22 protein-coding genes are annotated in these 24,339 nt (G+C 71.3%); 7 read left to right on the plus strand and 15 right to left on the minus strand.

Going from position 1 to position 24,339, the window contains the following annotated elements; all coding sequences use genetic code 11:
* The first annotated feature begins 1 nt into the window (after position 1).
* Positions 2-1,975, plus strand: a complete 1,974-nt coding sequence (locus FLP23_RS02380) for an alpha-glucuronidase (protein ID WP_149324392.1) — start codon at positions 2-4, stop codon at positions 1,973-1,975.
* Here the strand turns inward: FLP23_RS02380 and FLP23_RS02385 are convergent.
* From FLP23_RS02385 to FLP23_RS02405, 5 genes are all read right to left on the minus strand, one after another.
* A complete protein-coding gene (locus FLP23_RS02385) occupies positions 1,969-2,709 on the minus strand; it encodes a DUF624 domain-containing protein (RefSeq protein ID WP_149324393.1) in 741 nt (246 codons plus the stop codon). The two genes, FLP23_RS02380 and FLP23_RS02385, sit on opposite strands and share 7 nt — an antisense overlap.
* Complete coding sequence (locus tag FLP23_RS02390; RefSeq protein ID WP_149324394.1) at positions 2,706-4,220, minus strand: GH39 family glycosyl hydrolase; 1,515 nt, start codon at positions 4,218-4,220, stop codon at positions 2,706-2,708. Before FLP23_RS02390 ends, FLP23_RS02385 begins: the two co-directional genes overlap by 4 nt.
* A 100-nt stretch (positions 4,221-4,320) precedes the next feature.
* Positions 4,321-6,030: an ABC transporter substrate-binding protein gene (locus tag FLP23_RS02395; RefSeq protein ID WP_246140031.1), complete on the minus strand. Its 1,710-nt coding sequence runs from the start codon at positions 6,028-6,030 to the stop codon at positions 4,321-4,323.
* A 47-nt stretch (positions 6,031-6,077) separates the two neighbouring features.
* Positions 6,078-6,971, minus strand: a complete 894-nt coding sequence (locus FLP23_RS02400; protein WP_246140087.1) for a carbohydrate ABC transporter permease — start codon at positions 6,969-6,971, stop codon at positions 6,078-6,080.
* Between the two features lie 92 nt (positions 6,972-7,063).
* Entirely contained in the window at positions 7,064-8,053 is a 990-nt protein-coding gene (locus FLP23_RS02405; protein ID WP_149324395.1) for an ABC transporter permease, read from the minus strand.
* Positions 8,054-8,238: 185 nt separating this feature from the next.
* Between FLP23_RS02405 and FLP23_RS02410 the strand changes: the two genes are divergently transcribed.
* A complete protein-coding gene (locus FLP23_RS02410) occupies positions 8,239-9,231 on the plus strand; it encodes an acetylxylan esterase (RefSeq protein WP_149324396.1) in 993 nt (330 codons plus the stop codon).
* On the plus strand, positions 9,228-10,562 hold the full coding sequence (locus FLP23_RS02415; protein WP_168200355.1) for a mannitol dehydrogenase family protein: 1,335 nt from the start codon (positions 9,228-9,230) through the stop codon (positions 10,560-10,562). The genes FLP23_RS02410 and FLP23_RS02415 overlap by 4 nt, the downstream gene beginning before the upstream one ends.
* Here FLP23_RS02415 and FLP23_RS02420 read toward each other — a convergent pair.
* The 3 genes from FLP23_RS02420 to FLP23_RS02430 are packed head-to-tail and all read right to left on the minus strand — an operon-like array spanning position 10,546 to position 14,026.
* The gene (locus FLP23_RS02420; protein ID WP_149324398.1) at positions 10,546-11,391 is read right to left on the minus strand and encodes a transglutaminase family protein; all 846 of its coding nucleotides are present in this window, start codon (positions 11,389-11,391) and stop codon (positions 10,546-10,548) included. The two genes, FLP23_RS02415 and FLP23_RS02420, sit on opposite strands and share 17 nt — an antisense overlap.
* Positions 11,388-12,317: an alpha-E domain-containing protein gene (locus FLP23_RS02425; RefSeq protein ID WP_149326156.1), complete on the minus strand. Its 930-nt coding sequence runs from the start codon at positions 12,315-12,317 to the stop codon at positions 11,388-11,390. Before FLP23_RS02425 ends, FLP23_RS02420 begins: the two co-directional genes overlap by 4 nt.
* Positions 12,317-14,026: a circularly permuted type 2 ATP-grasp protein gene (locus FLP23_RS02430; RefSeq protein ID WP_149324399.1), complete on the minus strand. Its 1,710-nt coding sequence runs from the start codon at positions 14,024-14,026 to the stop codon at positions 12,317-12,319. The genes FLP23_RS02425 and FLP23_RS02430 overlap by 1 nt, the downstream gene beginning before the upstream one ends.
* A 267-nt stretch (positions 14,027-14,293) precedes the next feature.
* Here FLP23_RS02430 and FLP23_RS02435 point away from each other — a divergent pair, with 267 nt between their 5' ends.
* Positions 14,294-15,394: a heme/hemin ABC transporter substrate-binding protein gene (locus FLP23_RS02435; protein ID WP_246140032.1), complete on the plus strand. Its 1,101-nt coding sequence runs from the start codon at positions 14,294-14,296 to the stop codon at positions 15,392-15,394.
* A gap of 52 nt (positions 15,395-15,446) precedes the next feature.
* Here FLP23_RS02435 and FLP23_RS02440 read toward each other — a convergent pair whose 3' ends face one another.
* The 6 genes from FLP23_RS02440 to ddaH all read right to left on the minus strand — a co-directional run bounded on the left by FLP23_RS02440 (position 15,447) and on the right by ddaH (position 21,379).
* Positions 15,447-16,334 (minus strand): aldo/keto reductase, encoded by an 888-nt coding sequence (locus tag FLP23_RS02440; protein ID WP_149324401.1) that lies wholly within the window; start codon positions 16,332-16,334, stop codon positions 15,447-15,449.
* A 12-nt stretch (positions 16,335-16,346) separates the two neighbouring features.
* Positions 16,347-16,958 (minus strand): GDSL-type esterase/lipase family protein, encoded by a 612-nt coding sequence (locus FLP23_RS02445; RefSeq protein ID WP_149324402.1) that lies wholly within the window; start codon positions 16,956-16,958, stop codon positions 16,347-16,349.
* Positions 16,959-16,967: 9 nt separating this feature from the next.
* Entirely contained in the window at positions 16,968-18,083 is a 1,116-nt protein-coding gene (locus FLP23_RS02450) for an acyl-CoA dehydrogenase family protein (RefSeq protein WP_149324403.1), read from the minus strand.
* An 89-nt stretch (positions 18,084-18,172) separates the two neighbouring features.
* Complete coding sequence (locus tag FLP23_RS02455) at positions 18,173-19,201, minus strand: Gfo/Idh/MocA family protein (RefSeq protein ID WP_149324404.1); 1,029 nt, start codon at positions 19,199-19,201, stop codon at positions 18,173-18,175.
* Between the two features lie 103 nt (positions 19,202-19,304).
* Positions 19,305-20,534 (minus strand): ornithine--oxo-acid transaminase, encoded by a 1,230-nt coding sequence (gene rocD / locus FLP23_RS02460; RefSeq protein ID WP_149324405.1) that lies wholly within the window; start codon positions 20,532-20,534, stop codon positions 19,305-19,307.
* Entirely contained in the window at positions 20,531-21,379 is an 849-nt protein-coding gene (gene ddaH / locus FLP23_RS02465; protein ID WP_149324406.1) for a dimethylargininase, read from the minus strand. Before ddaH ends, rocD begins: the two co-directional genes overlap by 4 nt.
* A gap of 103 nt (positions 21,380-21,482) precedes the next feature.
* On the opposite strand from ddaH, the gene FLP23_RS02470 reads away from it, so the two are divergent.
* From FLP23_RS02470 to FLP23_RS02480, 3 genes are read left to right on the plus strand one after another with little or no spacing between them, the layout of a single operon-like run.
* Complete coding sequence (locus tag FLP23_RS02470; RefSeq protein ID WP_149324407.1) at positions 21,483-21,920, plus strand: Lrp/AsnC family transcriptional regulator; 438 nt, start codon at positions 21,483-21,485, stop codon at positions 21,918-21,920.
* A 59-nt stretch (positions 21,921-21,979) separates the two neighbouring features.
* The gene (locus tag FLP23_RS02475) at positions 21,980-22,915 is read left to right on the plus strand and encodes a hypothetical protein (protein ID WP_149324408.1); all 936 of its coding nucleotides are present in this window, start codon (positions 21,980-21,982) and stop codon (positions 22,913-22,915) included.
* Positions 22,912-23,271: a GntR family transcriptional regulator gene (locus FLP23_RS02480; protein WP_149324409.1), complete on the plus strand. Its 360-nt coding sequence runs from the start codon at positions 22,912-22,914 to the stop codon at positions 23,269-23,271. The genes FLP23_RS02475 and FLP23_RS02480 overlap by 4 nt, the downstream gene beginning before the upstream one ends.
* Positions 23,272-23,469: 198 nt before the next feature.
* On the opposite strand, the gene FLP23_RS02485 is transcribed toward FLP23_RS02480, so the two are convergent.
* The gene (locus tag FLP23_RS02485) at positions 23,470-24,300 is read right to left on the minus strand and encodes an aldo/keto reductase (RefSeq protein WP_149324410.1); all 831 of its coding nucleotides are present in this window, start codon (positions 24,298-24,300) and stop codon (positions 23,470-23,472) included.
* Positions 24,301-24,339: the final 39 nt, after the last annotated feature.

Here is a 24,339-nt window from a genome sequence, read left to right on the forward strand (position 1 = left end):
GATGAACGCCACGGATGCGGTCCACCCGATGTGGTTGCCGGCCGGCGCCACAGCGCACCTGGCCGGACGCACGGTCGCGGTGGTCGGCGAGGCGCCGCTCGCGGACACCGTGCGCGGCGAGGTCCGCAGCGCGGGCGCCGTGAGCGAGGGGACGCCGGACGTCGTGCTCGGCACCGCGACCGCGCTCGAGGCGGCCGGCATCACCGCGCCCTCCGCCCCCGAGGCGGCCGAGTCGTTCGCGATCGGGCGTCGCGACGGCGTCACGGTCGTCTCGGCGCGCGACGCGGCCGGGCTGCTGTACGGCTGGTTCGCGCTCGTGCGACTCGGCGCCGCGGCCCTCGACGACGCGCTCGTCGACACCCCGCACAGCCCCGCCCACGCGGTGCGGATGCTCGATCACTGGGACAACGTCGACCGCCACGAGGTCATGGGGCAGATCGAGCGCGGCTACGCGGGCGACTCGATCTTCTTCGCGAACGGCCGCGTGCGCGACGAGCTCTCGCGCGTCGCCGAGTACGCGCGGCTGCTGGCCTCGATCGGCGTCAACCGGGTGGCCGTCAACAACGTCAACGTGCACCGTCGTGAGGCACGGCTGCTCACGGATGACCTCGACGAGCTGGCCCGGATCGCGGCGGTGTTCCGGCCGTGGGGCATCCGACTGCACCTCTCGGTCACCTTCGCCTCCCCGATCCTGCTCGGCGGTCTCGACACCTCCGACCCGCTGGATGCGCGGGTCGCGAGCTGGTGGGCGGAGGCCACGCACCGCGTCTACGCGACGATCCCCGACTTCGGCGGCTACCTCGTGAAGGCCGACTCCGAGGGGCAGCCCGGCCCCTTCGCCTACGGTCGCACCCACGCCGACGGCGCCAACCTGCTGGCGCGCGCGCTCGCCCCGCACGGCGGAATGGTGCACTGGCGGGCCTTCGTCTACAACCATCACCAGGACTGGCGCGACCGCCGCACCGACCGGGCGCGCGCCGCCTACGACCACTTCACCCCGCTCGACGGCCTCTTCGACGACAACGTCGTCGTGCAGATCAAGTACGGGCCGATGGACTTCCAGACCCGCGAGCCGGTGTCGCCGCTGTTCTCCGGGCTCAACCGCACCCGCCAGGCACTCGAGCTGCAGGTCACCCAGGAGTACACCGGACACCAGCTGCACGCCGTGTACCTGGGGGTGCAGTGGGCCGAGATCCTGCGGTTCCGGCCGTTCGGCGACGCGGGTCCGGCGCTCGGCTCGCTCGTGCGCGGCGGGCTGGCTGCCGTGTCGAACGTCGGCGACGACGTGTTCTGGACCGGGCATCCGCTCGCCCAGGCGAACCTCTACGCCTACGGGCGGCTCGCGTGGGATCCGGACGCCGACCCGCTCGCGATCCTCGACGAGTGGATCGGCCTCACCTTCGGCACCGACGAGACCGTCCGGGCGACCATCCACGAGATCCTGGACGACTCCTGGCGGGTCTACGAGTCGTACACGGCCCCGCTCGGCGTCGGCTTCATGGTGCGGCCCGGCAGCCACTACGGGCCGGATGTCGACGGCTACGAGTACACCCCGTGGGGCACCTACCACTTCGCCGACCGCGACGGCATCGGGGTCGACCGCAGTGTCGCGACCGGCACCGGATTCGCGGGGCAGTACCCCGAGCCGTGGCGCACCGCCTACGAACGCCCCGAGACCACCCCCGACGAGCTGCTGCTGTTCTTCCACCACGTGCCCTACGGCCACCGGCTGCACGACGGCACGACCGTCATCCAGCACATCTACGACACCCGCTTCGCGGGGCTCGCCGCGGTGGAGCGGAAGCGGGACGCCTGGGCCGCGATCGCGGGTCGGGTGCCGGAGGCCGTCTTCGCGCGGGTGAGCGAGCGACTCGACGAGCAGCTGCGCTCGGCGCGCGAATGGCGCGACCAGCTCAACAGCTACTTCCTCCGCAAGTCGGGCGTTCCCGACGCGAAGGGCCGCACGATCTACTGATCGGCGGAACCCTCGGCGGGCGCCGTCGGCGGCTCCCCCGAGGCGCCCGGGTTCGCGACGAAGCGGTCGGAGACGTCGGCGATGAGCGGGCGCTGGGTGAACAGCACGGCCGCCGCGAAGAGCGACGCCGCGAGCGCGAGCACCCACTCGGCGGTGAGGAACGCGGTGCCCGCGGCGAGCACCGCGAGCGAGGCGGATCCGAGGGTGACGAGCGGACGCGCGGCGAGGTAGAACAGCGCGAGCCGCGCCGTGTCCCGCAGCCGGAAGCTGAAGAGCGAGCCGATCACGAGCACGTTCACGGTCCACAGCACGAGCGCCGCGAGCACGATCCAGGAGCCGATGATGAGGAACGACTCGATGCCGACCGTCGGCCCGAGCAGCACGTTGTAGGCGAGCACCGTGCCGGCGAGGAGTGCCGGGATCCACAGCGGCAGCACGTCGCGAAGGGCGCGCACCCAGCCGCGCCAGAAGCGCGGCCAGACCACCATGTCGTCCGCCCGACGGCTCGCGTGCAGCGCGTAGAGGGCTGCCGAGAACGCGGGTCCGACGGGGACGAGGCAGAGCGCGAAGAACGGCAGGTTGCGCAGGTCCCGCTCGAGGAACGCGAGCCCCGCGAACCCGGGGGCCATCGCGAGCAGGAAGCCCAGCTCGACGAGCACCAGGGCGTAGACGACCCCGGTGACACGCCCGAGGATGCCGGCGCGCGGGTCGGGGGAACCGGCCTGATTGGTCACGCCCGCCATCCTCCCGCGTAGCCCGGCACCCGGTCGTCGTCGATCCACGGCTCGGTCTCGTCGCGCACGCCCTCCAGCTCGACGAGGCAGATCTCGTGCCGCGCGAGGTGCAGCTCGAGCTCCACGACGCCCCCGCCCGCCGGGAGCACCCCGTGCTCGAGGGCGGGCCGGGATGCCTCGTGCAGCAGATCCAGCTGCCGCGCGGTCGGATGGTGCGGACGTCCCAGCTGCTGCCAGGCGGTCCAGGCGTTGCCGTCGTCCTCGTTCACCCGGTGGCGGTGCGCGTAGACCGCAGGGCCGCCGACGGGCAGCGCGAGCCGCACGGTGTGCCGTTCGGCGCCCGCCGAGGTGCCGTCGACCGGCTGCCAGGCGAGCACCGCGAGGCGTCCGTCCGGGTGGCGGGTCACGAGATGATCCGCGCCGCGCGCGAGCACCTCGGCACCGAGGCGGGCCATGAACGCGTACAGGTGGAAGGTGGGCTTCGCGAGCTGGCGATGCCCGAGCAGGCCGAAGCCGCCGTGGAACGGCGAGGTGGGGATGTTCTCCTCCTCGAACACGTCGCAGAAGGTCCAGTACGAGAACGAGTCGACGAGGTCTCCGCCGCCCGCGAGCACGGGGGCGAGGTAGGCGGCGTTGTAGGCCGTGTCGTGCACGGGGTTGTCGGGGCGGTACGAGGTGTTGAACTCGGTGATGTGCACGGGCAGCCGTTCGAGGCCGGTTCCGGCGAGGTGCCGGCGCGGGGCGGCGAACTGGTCGAGCAGCGTCTGCGGTTCGGCGAGGGTCTGGTACACCCCGAACGGCACGCGCTGGGACGGCCCGGAGCTGTAGGCGTGGCGGCTCACGAAGTCGATCGGCACCTCGCGGGAGGTCACGAACTCGGCGAACGGCGCCCACCACTCGTCGGAGCCGGGCGAGATCGCGGGACCGCCGAGCTGCAGCGAGGCGTCCAGATCCTTGAGGGCGCGCGCGGTGCGCTCGTAGAGCCGGAAGTACGCGGCCTGGTCGGCGTCCTTCCAGAAGTGCACGAGGTTGGGCTCGTTCCACACCTCGATGGGCCAGGAGCGCACCTCGTCGATGCCGTGGCGATCGATCAGGTGGCGCACGACGGCGACGACGAGCGCGGCCCACTCCTCCTCGTCCGCGGGCGGGGTGACGTTGCCCTTCCACCAGAACACGGTCTGCTCGCCCGAGGCGAGACCCGAGGGCATGAAGCCGAGCTCGAGGAAGGGGCGGATGCCGAGCTCGAGCCAGGAGTCGACCACCTGGTCGAGGTAGCCGAAGGCGTGCCGCACCCGGCGCACGCCCTCGAACTCGTAGGGCCGATGGATGCCGAGGTCGTCGGAGAGCAGCCCGTGCCCCCGCAGGTGACGGAATCCGATCTCGCGCTGCACGCGCTCGAGCGAGTCGCGGTAGTCGCTGCGCAGGGCGAGGTTGAGCCGACCGGTTCCGACGCAGGCGCGCCAGGCATCCGACAGCACGCCGATCGGGGTGGTGGGGACGGGGGTGAACATGACTACCGCTTTCCGGGGGAGCGTCGACGCTCGATGAACAGGGATCCGGCCCCGCCCCCGGAGAGGGGCGGGGCCGGACTCGTGGTGCTCGTGTTCGACGTTACTTCTCGTCGCCGCCACCGGCCAGGGCGTCGGCCTGACGCTTCTGGGCGGAGTTCACGAGGTCGATGTACTGCTGCAGGTTGAGGCCCTCGAGCTCGGAGACGTAGGCGTCCCATTCGCTCAGCGGACGCTGACCCGTGATGAACTGGGCGGTCGCCTGCCAGACGTGGTCCTTGAGGGCGGTGCGCCAGATCGAGGCCTGCTCCTGCTCGATGTCGGTCAGCGGGGCCGCAGGCGCCGAGGGCAGCTGCGTCTTGGTGCTCACCATGTCGTTGATGAAGTCGACCGTCTCCTCACGCGCCATCGACAGCAGCAGGTCCGACGTCGAGCCCTCCGTGCCCATGAAGACGCCGTTGCTGAAGCCACCGTCGACGTTGAGCGCCTTGGGGGCACCGGGGTTGAGCCCGTTGCGGTCCCAGTCCGCCGTGAAGGTGCGGGTGTCGCCGCTCTTGGTGAACTGCTCGCCCTCGACACCCCACTTGGCGAACTCGAGGCCCTCGTCGGAGTAGTACAGCCAGTCGACGAACTGGAGCAGAGCCTTGAAGTGCTCGCTCTCCGCCGCCTTCGACGACAGCAGGATGCCGGCGCCGAGGCGTCCGCCCGCCTGCAGGTTCTCGCCCGCGGGGCCGCCGGGAACGCGGATCATGGCGACCTCCGCGTCCGTGTTGCCGACCTCGGTGAGCGCGCTGCGCAGCGTGAGGATCTCCTGGTCGTTGGTCGCGATGACGAACGACTCGCTGTTGGCGAACTTGGCCTTGGCCTGGTCGTCGGACTGGCCGACGCTCGCCGGATCCATGAGGCCGTCGGAGACGAGGCCCGCGTAGTACGAGATGAGGTTCTTGTACTCGTCGGTCGCGCCGGTGTAGACGAACTCCGAGCCGTTCCACCAGGTGCCGTCGCCGTAGCCCCAGCCCGCGTTGGTGCCGAAGCTGGGAGCCGCGAAGTTGAGCGTCGCGCCCAGCGGGTCGGCGTCGGTCCAGCGGTCCGAGATCGGGAACTTGTCGGGGTAGGCCTTCTTGACCGCCTCGAGCTCCTCGGCGAACTCGTCGAAGGTCTTCGGCTCGAGGCTCAGGCCGAGCTCCGTGAAGATGTCCGCGCGCACCGCGTAGGTGTACTGCGGACGCAGGATCTCGGCGAAGCTCGGCAGGATGTAGTACTTGCCGTCGGCCTGGCGCAGGTTGTCGAGGTCGCCCTGGAGGCCCCACTTCTCGACCTTGTCCTGGTAGTTGGGCATGTACTGCACGAAGTCGCTCACGGGCAGCAGCGCCCCGCCGGCGACGAACTGCGTCTCCTCGCCCGGGTAGCTGACGGTCACGATCTCGGGCGACTCGCCTGCGGCGATCACGGTCGAGCGCGCCTGCGCCCAGTCGGAGCGCGGCTTGACCTCGAAATCGAACGAGACGTTCTGGTTCGCGTCGAGGGCGGTCAGGATCGGCCAGTCCTCCTTGAGCGGGTAGGCCTCGTGGTCGCGGTAGAGCATCGAGAACTCGACCGGCTCGGTGGCCTTGAAGGTGGTGCCGACCGTGAAGTCGCTCATGGCACCCACCTCCTTGCCGCTGAAGTCGAACGAGCCCTCGCCGTCCGGGTCGGATGCGTCGGTGCATCCGGTCAGGACGAGACCGAAGGTGACGACGCCGGCGGCGATCGCGACGGCTGAGCGTCGCTTCCGGAGCCGCGGACGCATCGTCGCGTCGGGGTGCTGTGCCATGGAGTGGTTCCTTTTCTCTCTGATGGGCGGGTGGATGGGTGGAGCGTTCAGGCCTTGATCGAGCCGAGCATCACGCCCGACACGAAGTAGCGCTGGACGAAGGGGTAGAGGGTCACGATGGGCAGCACGGTGAGCAGCATCGTCACCGCCTTGGCGCTTGCGGCGATCTGGAGACCCTCGTCGCTGCCTGCCGCGCCGTCGGGCGTGGTGGCGGAGGCGAGCAGGTTGCGCAGATACACGGTCACCGGGTTGAGCTCCGGTTTGCTCATGTACAGGTAGGCGGAGAACCACGAGTTCCAGAACGACACCGCGTAGAAGAGGATCATCGTGGCGAGCACGGCCTTGCTGAGCGGCAGCACGATCCGCAGGAGGGTGCCGTAGGTCGTGAGCCCGTCGATGGAGGCGGCCTCCTCGAGGTCTTCGGGGAAGTTCTCGAAGAAGGACTTCATGACGAGCAGGTTGAAGATGCTGATCGCGTTCGGGATGACGATCGCCCAGATCGTGTTGCGCCAGCCGAGCGAGCTGATGAGCACGTAGTGCGGGATGATGCCGCCGCTGAAGAACATCGTGAAGACCGCGATCCCCACGAAGAAGGGGCGCGCCTTGAGCCGCTTCTTGGAGAGCGCGTAGGCGAAGCTCGTCGTCATCACCATCGCGATGGCGGTCGCGACGACGGTGTAGACGACGGTGTTGGCGTAATTGCGCCAGAACATGCCGTCCGCGAGCACGAGCTTGAAGGTCGTGACGTTGAAGCCGAGCGGGATGAGGTTCACCTGCCCGGCGGTGATGTAGCCCTCCGAGCTGAACGCGATCGCGATCATGTTGATGAAGGGGTACAGCGTCACGAAGCAGATCACGATGATCGCGACCGCGTTGATCACGCGGAACACGGTGTAGCTGCGGGAGTCCGCGATGCCGCCGACGCGCCGCGGGCGGAACAGGCGGTCGAGGGCCCGGTCGCTGTGGGTGCGGATGCTCGTCGTGACGAGCGGCTGCGCGCCCGGTCGCTCCGTCTCGGTGGTGCCGATGCCGATCACCACAGGCTCGTCCCCACCACTCGGCGCGAGATCGCGTTGGCCGACAGGATCAGCACGAGGCCGATGATCGCCTCGAACAGCCCGATCGCGGTCGCGTAGGAGAACTGCCCCGTGCCGAGGCCGACGCGGTACAGGTAGGTGGAGATGACGTCGGCGGTGGGATACAGCAGGGGGTTGTACAGGAGCAGCACCTTTTCGAAACCGACCGCCATGAAGGTGCCGATGTTGAGGATGAGCAGGACGACGATCGTGGGGGCGAGGCCCGGGAGGGTGACGTGCCACACCTGCTGCCAGCGGTTGGCGCCGTCGATGCGGGCCGCCTCGTAGAGCTGCGGGTCGATCGTGGTGAGCGCCGCGAGGTAGAGGATGGTGCCCCATCCGACGGTCTGCCAGATCTCGGAGCCCACGTAGATGGTGCGGAACCACTCAGGCAGCTGCATGAAGGGCACCGCGTCGCCGCCGAAGCCTTCGATGATCTGGTTGATGGTGCCGCGGGAGGCGGTGACCTGCAGCACGACGCCCGCGACGATGACGACCGACATGAAGTGCGGCAGGTACGAGATCGACTGCGCGATGCGCTTGAAGGCCCGCGAGCGCAGTTCGTTGAACATGAGCGCGAGGATGATCGGCAGCGGGAAGACGACGATGAGGGTGAGCCCGCCCAGGATGAGGGTGTTGAAGAACACCTTCCAGAACGTCGGGTCGCTGATGAACATCTGGATGTAGTGGAAGCCGACCCATTCGTCGCCGAACAGGCTGCCGCCCGCGCGGTAGCGGCGGAAGGCGATGATGTTCCCCGCCATCGGCAGGTAGCGGAAGACCAGCAGGAACACGATCGGCAGCACGAGCAGCGAGTAGAGCCGCCAGTCGTTCTTGAGCACCTTGCGCCAGCTCGGGGTGGCGCGCACGGCGCGCCGACGGGGCGGCGTCACGTCGTCGTCCGGGCGGGCCTCATCCACCTCGGCGATCACGTTGTTGACCGACATGCGCTCCCTTGCGTCTGCCCCTCAGCGGGCCGTCCGAAACCCCGAAACTTTCGCGACTTCGGGCGATACATGTTGACCGTAATTCCCGAATCTGGGAATGTCAACGTTTTCATTGTATCGTCTTGATCACTGTCGACCCGCGCCCCCATCGTTGTGAGCGCGCCAGGAGAGGAACCAGACCGCGCGTGCCCCGCTTCGATCTCCCTGCGGAACAGCTCCGCGCCTACACGCCCGACGTCGCCGAACCCGACGACTTCGACGCGTTCTGGCGCGCGGGCATCGACGCCGCGCGCGCGGCCGGCGGCGACGTCATCCGCACCCCGTCGCCAGGCCCGCTTCTGACCGCCGAGGTGTTCGACGTGACCTTCCCGGGCTTCGCCGGCGACCCCGTGCGCGCCTGGCTCGTGCTGCCCCGCGGCATCCCGCGCCCGCTGCCGGCGGTCGTCGAGTTCGTGGGCTACGGGCGTGGACGCGGGCTTCCCCACGAGCGTCTGCACTGGCCGACGGCGGGATACGCGCAGCTCATCGTCGACACCCGCGGGCAGGGCGGCCAGTGGGGCACCGGCGGCGCGACCCCGGACCCGCACGGCGCCGGCCCCGCGACCCCCGGCTACCTCACGCGCGGCATCGAGGACCCGGCCGCGTACTACTACCGGCGGGTCTTCGTGGATGCCGTGCGCGCCGTCGACGCGATCCGCGCCATCCCGGAGGTCGACGCCGCGCGCATCGCCGTCACGGGCAACAGTCAGGGCGGGCTCATCGCGATCGCCGCCGCCGGACTGTCCGAGTTCGTCGCCGCGGCACTGCCCACCGCCCCCGTGCTGTGCGACGTGCAACGGGTGATCGGGCTCACCGGCGAGGATCCGCACGCCGAGATCGCCCGCTATCTCTCGGTGCAGCGCGAGGCGACCGAGCAGGTGTTCCGGACGCTGTCGTACATCGACGGCGTGAACCTCGCGAAACGCGCCACCGCACCCGCGCTGTTCGGCTGCGGGCACTTCGACACCATCGCGCCGCCCTCCGGCGTGTACGCCGCCCACAACCACTGGGCGGGAGAGCACGAGCTGATCGACTACCCGTGGAACGGCCACGAAGGCGGCGAAGGGCTGCACTGGACCCGCCAGGCCGCATGGCTCGGCGCCCGGTTCGGCGTGACGGGATCCGGAGCGGGCGCATGAGCGAACCGGTCCCGCGGCTCACCCGGGCCGCCCTCGCCCGCGCGGGCGAGCCGCTCGAGGCCGCACCCGCCCGAATCGTGCACCTCGGCGTCGGCGCGTTCCACCGCGCCCACCAGGCCTGGTACACGAGCCGCGCCCCCGACGCCGCCGACTGGGGCATCGCCGCCTTCACGGCACGCACCGACGCCGTCGCCCGGCGGCTGGCCCCCCAGGACGGCGTGTACACGCTCGTCGAGCGCGGACCCGAGGCCGACCGCTTCGAGCACATCGGGAGCATCGTCGAGGTGCACCCGGCCACCCGCACCGATCGACTGCGCGAGCTCGTGGCCGCCCCGTCCACCGCGGTCGCGACCCTCACCATCACCGAGGCCGGCTACCACCTGCGGCCCGACGGTGTGCTCGACCTCGCCGACGTCGAGATCGCCCACGACGTGGAGGCGCTGCGCGGCGGCCGCTTCGACGCGCTCCTGACACCGCTCGCGCGCCTGCTGCTCGGCCTCGCCGACCGACGGACGGACGGCGTGGAGCCGATCGCGATCGTGTCGTGCGACAACCTGCCCGACAACGGCGCCCGGCTCGCGGCCGCCCTCGCCGTGCTCGCCTCCGAGACGGGGCGCACGGGCGCGCTGCAGGCCGCGTCCTTCGTCAACACGAGCGTCGACCGCATCACCCCGCGCACCACCGAGGCCGACCTCGAGGCGATCGCCGAGGCCACCGGATGGCGCGACGAGGCCCCCGCGGTCACCGAGCCGTTCGCCGACTGGACCCTCTCGGGCGAGTTCCCCTCCGGGCACCCCGCCTGGGATGCGGCAGGGGCGCGCTTCGTCGGCGACATCCGCGCCCACACCCAGCGCAAACTGCTCGTGCTCAACGGCGGGCACCTCGTGCTCGCCTTCGAGGGCTTGCGGCGCGGGCTCGCGACCGTGGCCGACGCGATCGCCGACCGTGACTGCCGCCGGGCGCTCGAGCGCTTCTGGGACGAAGCCGCCCGCACCGTCGGCAGCCCCGACACGGACGCCTACCGCGCCGCGCTCGAGGAGCGGTTCGCGAACCGGCGGATCGAGCATCCGCTCGCACAGATCGCCGTCGACACGGTCACCAAGCTGAGCCTGCGGGTGCTGCCCGTGATCCGCGCCGAGCGCGCAGCCGGACGCGACGCCGCGGGCTCGACCGCGGTCGTCGCCGCGTGGGCGGCCTGCCGCACGGCGGGCCTGCTCCCGGGCGAGCGCAGCGACCGAGGAGAGTTTGACCGCGCGCTCGACACCCTGCTCGAAGGCGCCGACCCGCGCGACGGCGAAGCGATCGTCGCCGCCGTCACGCCTCCCGGGTGATCTCCACCGCGACGAACAGCTTCGAGCTCGACGGGCCCGCGTAGACGCCCCGCAAGGGGGCGACGTCGTTGTAGTCGCGGCCGCGGCCGACGATCACGTGCCGGTCGCCGATGTCGATCTGGTTGGTCGGGTCGAAGCCGTGCCACTGCCCGCAGTACCACTCCACCCAGGCGTGCGACTCCCCCGCCACCGTGACCCCGATGTCGGCATCCGGACGCGGATGCAGGTACCCGGAGACGTAGCGGGCCGCGATCCCCACCGAGCGCAGCGCGCCGAGAGCGAGGTGGGTGATGTCCTGGCAGACGCCCTTGCGGTGATCCCACGCCTCGGCGGCGGTCGTGTGCACCCCCGTGATGCCCGGCATGTACTCGATGCGCTCGCCGATCGCGGTGCAGATCGCACGAGCCGCCGTGCACGGGTCGTCGTGCTCGGCCGCGATCGCCTGCGCGAGCTCGACCACCTCCTGCGGCGGCCGGGTGCGCGGGGTCTGCACGAGCTGCTCGACGTACTCGGTGGCGCGCGCCGTCTCCGCGGCGAGCTCCGCCTTGCTGAGCCCGCGCTCGACATGGTCGCGGGGCCGCACCTCGATGAGGCTCGTGGCGGTGAGCGAGAGCTCGTGGTGCGGGTTCAGGATCTCGAAGCTCGAGACGCGCGTGCCCCAGTAGTCGACGTAGCTGTGGGTGCTCGACATAGGGGAGATGTCGAGGTTGGAGTAGAGCACGAGCTGCCCGTCGCCCGTGACCGGCAGCATCCGGGCCTCGTTGTACGAGGCGGTCGCCTCGCCCTCGTAATGGAAGCCGGTCACGTGACGGATGCGCAGGCGGTTCATGTGCTCTCCCCCGCCCAGCTCGGGGCGGCGTTGGTCGGGAAGTACCGCTGCCGGATCGCCTCGGATGCGGCGCTCGTGGCGAGCTGCACGTTGTCCATGTGGCGGGGCAGGTCGTCGATGATGTCGGCGATCGGGCGGTACTCGAGCTCGGAGCGGATCTGGCCGAGCAGGCGCTGGGCGTGGTCGGAGACGCCCACGCGATCCGACCGCGGTTCGATCTCACGCAGGCACTGCTCGGCGCGGGTGACCGAGAACAGGATGCTGCGCGGGAAGAGGCGGTCCAGCAGCAGGAACTCGGCCGCGTTGCGCGCGCTCGGCACGCCGCGGTAGGTGCGCAGGTAGGCCTCGTAGGCGCCCACCGAGCGCAGGATGGTGGTCCAGCTGGGACCGGACGCCTCGGTGAGCGAGCGGGTGGCGAGCAGGCGCGCCGTCATGTCGGCGCGCTCGATGGAGCGGCCGAGGGTGAAGAAGCTGTACGCCTCGTCGCGGCTCGTCGCCGACTCGATGATGCCCACCGCGAGCGCCGCGCGTTCGCGCACCCAGCCGAAGAACTCGTGCACCTTGTCGCTCGCGACCTTGCGCGGCATCCGGGCGCGGGTGGTGTTGAGCACCTCCCACAGCTCGGTCGAGACCACCTCGCGGGCGCGGCGGGCGTTCTCGCGCGCGGCGGCGAGCGAGTACGCGATCGAGGCCGGCTGGTTGCGGTCGACCGCGAGACTCGCGAGCACGTCCGCCCGGGCGATCTCGACATCCGGGGGCGCCTCCGCGCCCATCACGCTCAGCAGCGAGCGGCAGGCGAGGTTCTCCTCGATCCACGGGTCCTCGAGCAGCAGCTGCAGATGCACGTCGAGGATGCGCGCGGTGCCGTCACTGCGCTCGATGTACCGCCCGATCCAGAACAGGCTCTCGGCGATGCGGCTGAGCATCATGCCTCCCCTCCGGGAGTCATGGCGCGGCTGGAGCTACGACCCGGCGGCGGGAGGCGTTTCCCCCGCCCCGTGGTCGCGGCTCCAGCCGCGCCATGAACGGCGAGTTGTTGCTGCTGTTGCTGCTGGTCGTGCCGCGGGGCGTCCTGCGGGTTGTGGTCCTGGATGTGGCGCTCGCCGAGCACCGGGATGCTCGAGGTGACCGCCGCCTGCTCCGCCACGAGGCCCTGGATGTTGTGGTCGTGCGAGAACAGCGGATCGCTGCCGACGATCCAGGTGTCCTTCGACCCGCCGCCCTGCGAGCTGTTCACCACCAGCTGGCCTTCGGGCAGCGCCACCCGGGTGAGCCCGCCCGGCAGCACCCAGATGTCCGATCCGTCGTTGACCGCGAAGGGTCGCAGGTCGGCATGCCGGGGGCGCAGTCCGTCGTCGACGAGGGTGGGGATGGTCGACAGCTGCACGACGGGCTGCGCGATCCAGCCGCGGGGATCGCGCTGCAGGCGGGTGCGCAGCTGGTCGAGCTCCTCGCGCGAGGCGTCCGGGCCCACCACGAGCCCCTTGCCGCCCGATCCGTCGACGGGCTTCACGACGAGTTCGTCGAGCCGGTCGAGCACCTCCTCGAGCGCCCCGGCCTCCTCGAGCCGCCAGGTCTGCACGTTGGGCAGCAGCGGCTCCTCGGAGAGGTAGTAGCGGATGAGGTCGGGCAGGTAGGTGTAGACGAGCTTGTCGTCGGCCACACCGTTGCCGATCGCGTTCGCGATCGTCACGTTGCCGAGACGCGCGGCGAGCATGAGGCCCGGCGAGCCCAGCATCGAGTCGGCACGGAACTGCAGCGGGTCGAGGAACTCGTCGTCGACGCGGCGGTAGATGACATCCACGCGGGTGGGTCCGGCGGTGGTGCGCATGTACACCCTGCCGCCGGAGCAGAACAGGTCGCGCCCCTCCACGAGCTCGACCCCCATGAGCCGCGCGAGCAGGGTGTGCTCGAAGTACGCCGAGTTGTAGACGCCGGGGGTGAGCACGACGACGGTCGGGTCCTCGACCCCCTCCGGCGCCGAAGCCCGCAGCGCCCCCAGCAGCCGCTGCGGGTAGTCGCCGACCGGACGCACGCGCATCGAGACGAACAGCTCGGGCAGCGTCTGCGCCATGACGCGACGGTTCGAGATCACATACGAGACGCCGCTCGGCACCCGCACGTTGTCCTCGAGCACCCGCCAGGTGCCCGCCTCGTCGCGGATGAGGTCGATGCCCGACACCTGGATGCGCACGCCGTTCGCCGGTTCGATCCCCGCGGCCTCCCGGTGGAAGTGGCTGGACGAGCTGATGAGTCCCGCCGGGATCACCCCGTCGAGCACGGCCCGCTGGGTGCCGTAGACGTCCGAGAGGAAGGCCTCGAGCGCCTTCACCCGCTGCTTCACCCCCGCCTCGACGCCCGCCCATTCGGCCTGCTCGATGACGCGCGGCACGGCATCCAACGGGAACGGACGCTCCTCGCCGGCGAAGTCGAAGGTGACGCCCTGGGCGAGGTAGGAGTTGGCGAGCGCCTCGGTGCGACCGCGCAGCTCGTCCTGCGTCATGCGGGCGAGGGCCGCGTGGATCTCGCGATACGGATCGCGCGCGGCATCCGCCGAGGCGAACATCTCATCCCACGGCGGAGAGCCTTTTCGCCGCGTCGCGACGGCGCCGTAGCCCTCGAACAGGTCGCCCATGGCGGGAGCCTATTCCCGGGATGTTGCGCCGTTGTTTCGCGCGCCGCGGCTTAAAGGGAAACGGCCCGCCGAGGGGGATCGGACGGGCCGTCTCGCGGAGCAGGGGGTGCTCCGGGGGATCTCCCACGGAGGCGACCACCACAGCGCCTCCGCGGGAATGCACTCATGGTATGCAGGGAGTCTGGGCAATCGCCCCATGCGGGCTGAGAGATGCTGAGCGCCCGAACTCAGGTAAGGCTATCCTCATTTCTCGCGTACAGTGGGGGGGTGACCCGAGCCATCCGCAGCGCCCTCGCGACGATCGCGGTCGTGGTCCTGCTCGCCGGATGCGCAGCTCCCGGCGCGGGCGGAGCGCCCCAGACCCCGACCCCCACGGGCGACACGCGACCGCTCACCGAGCTGCCCCGCTACGACGACCCGCGGACCGTCGAAGGTCCGCGCACGGCCGTCATCTCCGACGACGCCATCACCCCCGTCGCCGACCACCCGGACCAGACGCTCCCCGCCACCGTCGTCTCCCACGACCCCGACGGCGATCGCCAGGTGACGGTCGACGACACCTCGCGCGTGCTCGCCATCGACCTCTCCGGTTCGCTCGCCGCCACCGTGTGGGGTCTCGGCCTCGGCGACACGCTCGTCGGGCGCGACATGTCGACCACCTTCCCGGGCACCGAAGAGCTGCCGGTGGTCACCTCGGGCGCCCACGCCGTCAACGCCGAGAGCGTGCTCGAGCTGCGACCCACCCTCGTCATCACCGACGGCAGCATCGGCCCGCGGGATGTGCTCGAGCAGCTCCGCGAATCCGGGGTCGCGGTCGTCTTCGTCGAGAACGGCGCGAGCTTCGAGGGCGCGGTCGAGCTCGCGCGCACCGTGGGGGCCGTCATGGGCGTCCCGGAGGTCGGCGAACTGCTCGCCGACCGGATCGCCGCCGACATCGCGGCGGTGCGCGCGCAGATCGACGAGATCGCCCCCGCCTCCCCCGACCGGAAGCTGCGCGTGGTGTTCCTCTACCTGCGCGGCGGCTCGGGCATCTACTACCTCTTCGGCTCCGAGTCGGGGGCGGACGTGCTCATCACCGGCCTCGGCGCACGCGACGTCGCCGGGGAGCTCGGTTGGCAGGGCTCCCGGCCGATGACCGACGAGGCGCTCATCGAGGCCGACCCGGATCTCATCCTGGTGATGACCGACGGGATCGCCTCCGCGGGCGGCATCGACGGCCTGCTCGCCGCGAAGCCCGCCGTCGCACTCACCGCCGCCGGGCAGCACCGCCGCTTCGTCGACATGGCCGACGGCGAGATCCTGAGCTTCGGCCCGCGTTCGGCGCGGGTGCTCGACGCGCTCGCGCGCGCCATCTACCTGAAGCCCTGAAGCTCGGCGGCTCGGCGGCTCTGAGGCTCGGCGGCTCGGCGGCTCGGCAGCCTCAGTCGGTCGGCGGGGCCGGCGGCTCGCCCAGGGCATCGAGCGCATCCCAGAACTCGACGTCGATGACCGCCGTCAGGTGGTCCTGCAGCTCGGCGAGGCGCGTGGTCGAGTTCACCCCGACGACCGTGGTGTGGATGCGCGGCTCGCGCAGCGAGAAGTGCAGTGCCGCCGTCGCGGGCTCCACCCCCCACTCCGCGCACAGGCGACGGAACGCCGCCACATGGTCCAGGAACGCGGGCGACGGCTCGGCGTAGCCGTAGGTGGCGCCGCGGAAGTTGTCGCCCGCGAGAATGCCCGCCCCGAACGGCGCCGCGTTGAACACCGTCATCCCCCGCTCCGTGGCGAGCCGCAGGATGCCCTCCGCCGCGCGGTTCACCACCGTGAAGCGGTTGTGGGTGAGCACCGCGTCGAACACGTCGGTGCGGATGTAGTCCTCGACGAGCCCGATCGTGCCGGCAGCGATGCCGATCGCCCCGATCCGCCCCTCCTCGCGCAGCCGGATGAGCGCCTCCACGGGACCGCCCGGCGCCATCCCCTCCGCGACGCTGATCGTGTACGGGTCGTGCAACTGGTAGAGCGGCAGCGTCTCCAGCCCCAGCCGTTCGGTCGACTCCTCGAAGGAGCGGCGCATCCGCTCGCCGTCGAACACCCCGGTGACCGGGTCCTGGTCGCCCTTCGAGAACACCCTGCGATCCTCCGGCAGGCCGCCGAGCGCACGGATCGCGTCGCCGATCAGGCGCTCGCTCGCGCCGTCCGCGTAGTTGTTGGAGGTGTCGAGCTGGCGCAGCGGCGAGCTCAGCAGTGCGGCCGCGAGGGACGCATCCGCGCCGGGGCGCTTGCCGAGACCGGAGGTGCCGATGGTGACGGGGGCGAGATCGCGCAGCATGCACTCATGCTGTCACGCCGCGGCGGCACCCTCGGCGGCCTCCCACGCCTCCACGATGAGCTCCGTGCCGAGCTCCGTGGGGTGCACGCCGTCGGCAGCGATCGCGGCGGCCCCGTGATGCGCGGCCGCCACCGTGAGGATGCGGTGCAGCGGCACGAATGCGGCGCCGAACTCGGTCGCGAGCGAGGCGACCGCGGCCCGCTTGCCGGCGAGATCGTCGAGCCACTCGTGCTGTTCGTCCCGCACCGGGGTGAGGAACGGCTCCACGAGGATGAGTCGCGGGCTCGAGGCGGCGCGCGCCTCGTCCAGCAGCCCGCGATAGACGGACTCGAAGTGCTCGGCGCTCGTCGGCTGACCACGGTCGAAGCGGCGCCACGTGTCGTTCACCCCCACGTAGACGGTGAGGATGCTCGGGGCGTGGGCGATGACATCCCTCCCCCATCGCTCGCGGAGGTCACCGATCCGGTCGCCGCTGATGCCCCGGTTGAGGATCGTGCGATGGAAGCCGCGGATGGCGGACTGCTCGGCCACGCGGCGCACGAAACCGGTGCCGAGACCCTGCGGGTCGTCGCGGCGGCCCGCGTCGGTGATGGAGTCGCCGATGAAGAGCACGGGGCCGGTCATGCCGCCAGGCTAGGGCCCGAGCAGGTTCGCGGCCACCGTCGCATGCACCGACTCGGTGTCGGAGGGGTGGTAGATGCCGGCCAGCACGTCGCGCTGCAGCCGGGCGAGCTCGCTCGAGGAGCGGTAGCCGCCCCCGCCCGCCACCCGCATCGCCTGGTCGACGACGTGGCGCGCGGTCTCGGTGGCGCGATGCTTGGCGCCGGTCAGCTCCCGGAACCAGCGCGCGCCGCGATCGGCGAGGCCGTCGACGTCCGCCGCGAGGGTCTCGAGCTGCGGGGCGAGCGCATCGAGCGCGAGCGCGGCATCCGCCACCCGCCAGCGGATGTCGGGGTCGGCCGCGTACGGCGCCCCGCCGTTCTTGAGGCTGGTGCGCTTCTGGGCCGCCTCGACGGCGAGCTCGAGCGCGCGATCCGCGATCCCGGCGTAGACGGCCCCGATGAGCAGCAGGAAGTTGGCGAACAGGCCGAAGATGAACGGATCCGCGTTGGGCCCGAGCGGCAGGAAGCGCACGATCCGCGCATCCGGGATCACCACGTGGTCGAGCTTCGTCGTGCGGCTCTGCGTGGCGCGCATGCCGAGGGTGTCCCAGTCGTCGAGCGTGGTCACGCCGGCGTCGTCGCGTGTGACGATGCCGTGCACGAGCCGCGGGGCGCCCTCGCCGTCGGCCTGCTTGCCGAACACGATGAGGCGGGTCCAGGCGGGCGCGAGCGAGGTGAAGATCTTGGTACCCGTGAAGGCGAAGCCCGGCACCGGATCCTCGACACGCTCGGCGGTGGTGAGCGAGTCCCACATGACGAGGTCGTTGCCGGGCTCCGAGTTGCCGAAGGCGAACAGCTCGCCGGCCTCGGCATCCGCGAGCACCCAGGCGAGCGAGTCGTCGCCGCGGTCGGCGAGGGTTCGGGCGATGCCCACCACGACGAGGTGCATGTTGACCGCGAGGGCGGTCGCGGGGGCGTGGGCGGCGAGCAGCCGCTGGTCGCGCACGCACTCGAGCAGGCTGCGCGGGCGCAGATAGCCGACCTCACGCAGTTCGGCGAGATCCTCGTCGAAGAAGGCGTTGTCGCGGTCGTACCCGGCGGCGCGGGAGCGGATGCGGTCGAGGAGCTCGGGGGTCAGCACGGACACCTCACCACGCTACGCGCGGCTCCCCGAAAGTACGCACTTCTGTGCCCCGAAAGGCCCGGAAGTGCGTTGAAGTGCGTACTTTCGCGGATTCAGGCGGCGCCGAGCTGGCGGCGGGCCTCGTCGATGACTCCCAGCACCTCGATGCTCGTCTGAAGCGGATGCTCAGGGGCCTCGGTGCGGCCCTCGGCGATGTGGGAGGCCACCGCGGCGGCCTGGTAGGCGAGCCCGTCCCGCCAGCGCAGCTCGGTCTCGTCCTCCCAGTGGGCGGCCCCGCCGCCGGCGCGCTCGATGCGGAACCGGCCGGGCGCCACGAACGGCTCCGCGACGATCGACAGTCCGTCGCGGCCGGTGACGCTGCCGACGATCGGCAGGTCGGTCGTCATGCTCGTGAACGAACTGCCGGAGACGTCCGCCCCCCAGCCGAGCACGACGCGCGCGTCGGCATCCACCCCGGTGGGCGCGAGCTCGCCGCTCGCCGAGATCGAGCTGGGGCTGCCGCCGAGGGTGAAGTGCAGCCACCACACGGTGTACACGCCGAGGTCGAGCAGCCCCCCGCCGCCGAGGGCGGGGTCGAAGGCGCGGCTGTGCGGGTCGTCGTCGAAGCGCCCGGCGAAGGTGGCTGCGGCGCCGAACGGCTCGCCGAGCGCGCCGTCATCCAGGAGGCGCCGGATGATCGTGGTCTGCGGCAGGAAGCGCGACCACATGGCCTCCATCGCGAACACACCCGCGGTGCGGGCGGCGAGCGCGATCTCGGCGGCCTGCGCGGCCGAGACAGCGATCGGCTTCTCGATGAGCACATGATTGCCGGCGTCGATCGCGAGCAGGGCGAGGGCGCGGTGCTCGGAGTGCGGGGCGGCGATGTAGACGACATCCACCTCGGGGTCGGCCACGAGCGCCGCGTAGGCGCCGTACGAACGGGGGATGCCGTGCCGGGCCGCGAAGGCCTCCGCGCGCTCGGCGGTGCGCGACGCGACCGCCACCACCCGCTGGTCGGTGTTCGCGTGGAGCGTGGTCACCCAGTCGTGCGCGATCGCGCCGGGCGCGAGCACGCCCCACCGCAGCACGGGCCCGCCTCGCAGCGGCACGTGGCTGGGCTCGGGAAAGTGCGCGAAGCTCATCCCCGCACGCTACCGCCACCCCTCCGCGAGAGTACGTGCTTCTGGGGTCGTTTCGGGCTCAGAAGGCACAGAAGTACGTACTTTCGGGGAGATCGGCGAGGGGTCAGGGGGCGAGCTCGAGCAGGACCGCCTCGAGCTGGTCGACCGCCCAGTCGAGCTCGGACGGCTCGATGACGAGGGGCGGCGCGAGGCGGATCGTGGAGCCGTGGGTGTCCTTCGCGAGCACCCCGCGTTCGGCGAGCAGCTCGGCCACCCGGCGGCCGGTCGCGAGCGCGGGATCGATGTCGATGCCCGCCCACAGCCCCGCGGAACGCACCGCGACGACGCCGCGCCCGAGCAGCGCATCCAGCCGCTCGCGCAGCTGCACCCCCAGTCGCGCGGCCCGCCTCTGGTACTCGCCCGACTCGAGCAGCCCCACGACCGCGAGACCGACGGCGGCCGCGAGCGGGTTGCCGCCGAACGTCGAACCGTGCTCGCCGGGTCGCAGCACCCCGAGCACCTCGGCATCCCCCACGACGGCGCTGACCGGCACGATGCCCCCGCCGAGCGCCTTGCCCAGCAGGTAGAGGTCCGGGATCACGCCCGCGTTGTCGCACTGGAAGGTCGCGCCCGTGCGCCCCAGCCCCGACTGGATCTCGTCAGCGATGAACAGCACGCCGGCATCCCGGGTGAGGCGGCGCACCGCCGGAAGGTAGTCATCCGGGGGGATGATGATGCCCGCCTCCCCCTGGATGGGTTCGAGGAGCACGGCGACGACGTCGTCGTCGAGCGCGGCCGCGAGCGCCGCGGCATCCCCGTACGGCACCGAGACGAAGCCCGGCGTGTACGGGCCGAAGTCGGCGCGCGCCTCCGGGTCGTTCGAGAAGGAGATGATCGTGGTGGTGCGGCCGTGGAAGTTGCCGTCGGCCACGATGATCTTCGCCCGGTCGTGCTCGACGCCCTTCACCCGGTAGCCCCAGGCGCGCGCCACCTTGATCGCCGACTCGACGGCCTCCGCGCCCGTGTTCATCGGCAGCACCAGCTGCTTGCCGGCGAGCTTCGCGAGTCCCTCGAGGAACGGCCCGAGCCGGTCGTTGTGGAAGGCGCGACTCGTGAGGGTCACCCGGTCGAGCTGCGCCTTCGCGGCATCCACGAGCACCGGATGGCCGTGCCCGAAGTTGAGCGCCGAGTACGCGGCCAGGCAGTCCAGGTAGCGCCTGCCGTCGACATCCGTCACCCAGGCGCCGAACGCCTCGGCCACCACGACCGGGAGGGGGTGGTAGTTGTGCGCGCCGAACTCCTCCGCCTGCGCGAGGTAGCGCGCCGTCGTCGGGACCAGCAGCGGGTCGTTCATCGCCGCAGCTCCAGGGTGCAGCACTTCACCCCGCCGCCGCCGAGCAGCAGCTCGGAGAGGTCGACACCGTGCGGGATGTAGCCGCGCTCGCGCAGCTGGCGCGCGAAGTCCTCGGCACGGGAGGCGATCACGACGTTGCGGCCGTCGCTGAAGCTGTTGAGTCCGAGGACGGCGGCGTCCGCGTCGGTCACGTGGATGGCATCGGGGAAGCGCTGCTCCAGGATGGCGCGGCTCGCCTCGTCGAAGGCCTTCGGCAGGTAGGCGACGGATGCCGGACCGCCGGCGGAGTCGAGCACCGCGAGGGCGGTGTCGAGGTGGTAGAACGCGGGATCGACGAGCCGCAGGGTGACGACCTCGCGCCCGTAGATCCTGCGCAGTTCGTCGTGGCTCGCGGCGTCCGAGCGGAAGCCGGTGCCCGCGAGGATCGTGTCGCCGACGAGCAGGAAGTCGCCCTCGCCCTCGTTGGTCGAGACCGGTTCACGCACCTGGAAGCCGGCGGCGGCGAACCAGTCCAGGTAGGCGGGGCCTTCGGGGCCGCGCTCCGGGTACTGGAAGCGGGCGCCGTAGGCGATGCCGTCGAGCACGAAGCCGCCGTTGGCGGCGTAGACCATGTCGGGCAGCCCCGGGATCGGGTCGATGAGCTGCACCTCGAAGCCGAGCGAGAGGTAGAGCTCGTAGAGCGTCTGCCACTGCTCGAGCGCCATGCCGGTGTCGGTGGGCTGCTCGGGGTGCATCCAGGGATTGATGCGGTAGCTGACGGTGAAGAACTCGGGGCGGCACATGAGCACGGTGCGGTGCGTGGCGCGGCGTTCGGCCGTGGTCGGGGCGGGCTCGATCAGGGTCATGGCTTCAGTGTCGCACGCACGCATCCGGAGGTTCCGGGCGGCACCTGCAGCATTTCTGCGCGATCATCCTGCAAGGCGCAATGAATCGGCGTAGCCTCGCGGGGTGGACAACATCGACTACGGCATCCTCGATCTGCTGCGCCAGAACGCCCGCACGGGCTACGGCGACATCGGCGACAAGGTGGGGCTCTCGGCCTCCGCGGTGAAGCGACGCGTCGATCGACTCGTGGCGGATGGCGTGATCCGCGCCTTCACCATCCAGGTGGACCCGGCGGTCGACGGCCGCGGCACCGAGGCCTACGTGGAGCTGTTCTGCCGGGGCACGGTGGCCCCCGACGAGCTCAAGCGCATCCTCTCCCAGGTGCCGGAGGTCGTGGAGGCCTCCACGGTGACCGGATCCGCGGATGCCGTGGTGCACATCCGCTCGCGCGACATCCCCTCGCTCGAGGACGCCCTCGAGCGCGTGCGGATCGCGCCGAGCGTCGACCACACCCGCAGCGCGATCGTGTTGAGTCGGCTTATCCACCGCAACTACGACTGACGCTTGCCCGCGAGGTTTTGTATTGCTACGTTGATACAAACCTCGCACAAAGGAGCGTCATGATCTCGACCACCACCCTCGGCTGGGCCGCCGCGATGGGCGTGCTCGCCGTCGTGGCCGCGGTCGCCCCGCTCGTCACCACGCGCCGGAGCCCCGCCGCGAGACTGTCCCGCACCGTGGGGCTGATGCCCCCCGAGCAGCCGTTGCTCGGGGTCGTGGATCGCCGCGGACGCCGCCTCATCCGCTGGCAGAGCACGGGAGGCGCCCTCGGCCTCGTCGCGACCGTCGGCGGCGCACTCCTCGCGGCCCTCACCGGCCTGACCCCCGACCCCGCCACCCTGCTGCCGTGGATCGGTTTCGCGGGAATCCTGATCGGCGGCAGCCTGGCGGCGCTTCTCGCCGTCGTGAGCGATCGGACCACCGCCGACCCGACCACCCCGCGCGTCGCCCACACGCGCGCCGTCCGGCTGCGGGACTACATCGACCCGCTCGAGGTGAACGGTGCGCGCGTCCTCGCGGCGCTCGGCACCATCGCGGCCGTCGTCGCCCTCGCCTGGCCCGCGCCGTTCGCCACCCTCGAACCGTTCCGCTTCGTCGTCGCCCTCAGCGCGGCGGGGGCGCTCGCGGCACTCGCCCTCGCGGAGATCGGCGGACGACGCATCGTGCTCGCCCGGCCGCGCACGGCCGACAGCCCCGTCGCACTCGCGTGGGACGACGCGCTCCGCTCGGCCGATCTGCGCACCCTCTTCACCGCGCCGCTGCTGCTGGGGCTCTACGCGACCATCTTCGGCACCCCGGTGCTCACCACCCCACTGCTCGAGGTGCTCCCGGAGCCATGGATCTTCGTCGCGATCAACGTCGGCGCCTACCTCGGCGTCGCCGTCATCATCGCGGTGGTCGTGATCGCCCTCCTGCGCCAGCCCGGCCGCTACTACCTGAAGCGGCTCTGGCCCGAGGTCGCGGCCGCGGCAGCCCTCGCCGGGAGCGCCCGATGACCCTGCTCACCGTCGACCCGGCATCCGCGATCCCCCCGTTCGAGCAGCTGCGCCAGCAGTTGGTGACACAGATCACCTCGGGCGAGCTCGCCCACGGCTCCCGCCTGCCGACGGTGCGTCGACTCGCCGACGACCTGGGTCTCGCACCCAACACGGTCGCCCGCTGCTATCGCGAGCTGGAGCAGGCCGGCGTCATCGAGACCCGCGGCCGCAACGGCAGCTTCGTGTCGTGGTCGGCGGATGCCGGTGAGGCCCGCGTGGAGCAGGCCGCCCAGCAGCTCGTGGTGCTCGCCCGCGAGCACGGGGTGGCCGCCGAGCGGGTGCGCGCCCTCCTCGACGCCGCCTTCGGCGCCTGAGCCCCCGGCCCGCTGCCGCTGCCGCACACGCTGCCCCCGCCCATCTCAAGGAGTCGGGCATCCCATCTCAAGGAGATGGCATCCACATCCGCATCCGCAGCAACAACAGGCGACTCCCGTCACACCGACTCCTTGAGATGGGTTGCCCGACTCCTTGAGATGGGATCCCCGACTCCGTGAGATGGGATCTGCGGGTGGTCAGTGACCCTCGACGTTGCTGTCGACACCCGCATCCGGACCGCGGGAGAGTGTCGCGAGCTCGGCGAGCTCGGCATCCGTGAGCGCGAAGTCGAAGATCGCGAGGTTGTCGCGCATTCGCGCAGGCGAGGCCGACTTGGGGATCACCACGAGCCCCTGCTGCACGTGCCAGCGCAGCACCACCTGCGCCGGGGTGCGGCCGAGGCGCTCCGCGAGCGATCGCACGACCGGCTCGCCGAGCACCCCGGCCCCGTTCCCGCCGAGCGGGCTCCACGACTCGGTGACGATGCCGTGAGCCGCCCCGTACGCGCGCTGCGCCTCGCGCGTCACGTGCGGATTGAGCTGGATCTGGTTGACCGCCGGCACGACGCTCGCCTCGGCGAGCAGGGTGTCGAGGTGCTCGGTGCGGAAGTTGGAGACCCCGATCGCCCGCGCGCGGCCGTCGGCGTGCAGCCTCTCGAAGGTCTTCCAGGTGGAGACGAACTGCCCCCGCGCGGGCAGCGGCCAGTGCATGAGCAGCAGGTCGACGTAGTCGAAGCGCATCCGCTCGAGCGCCGCCTCGAGTCCGCCGATCGCCCTGTCGTCGCCCTGGAACTCGCCGTCGAGCTTCGTGGTCACGAAGAACTCCGAGCGCGCGATGCCGCTGCGCCGGATGCCCTCGGCGACGCCCGCCTCGTTGCCGTAGCGGGTGGCGGTGTCGATGTGGCGGTAGCCGAGTGCGGCGGCGGCCTCCACGGCATCCGCCACCTGGGCGTCGTCGAGCGGCCAGGTGCCGAGGCCGAGCTGCGGGATGGCGGCACCGGTGTTGAGCGGGATCGCGGGGATGGTCATGACTCAACGGTAGGCGATCTCGATAAGCCGCCTCCTGCG

It is taken from the genome of Protaetiibacter larvae, from assembly GCF_008365275.1.
Lineage (GTDB): Bacteria > Actinomycetota > Actinomycetes > Actinomycetales > Microbacteriaceae > Homoserinibacter > Homoserinibacter larvae.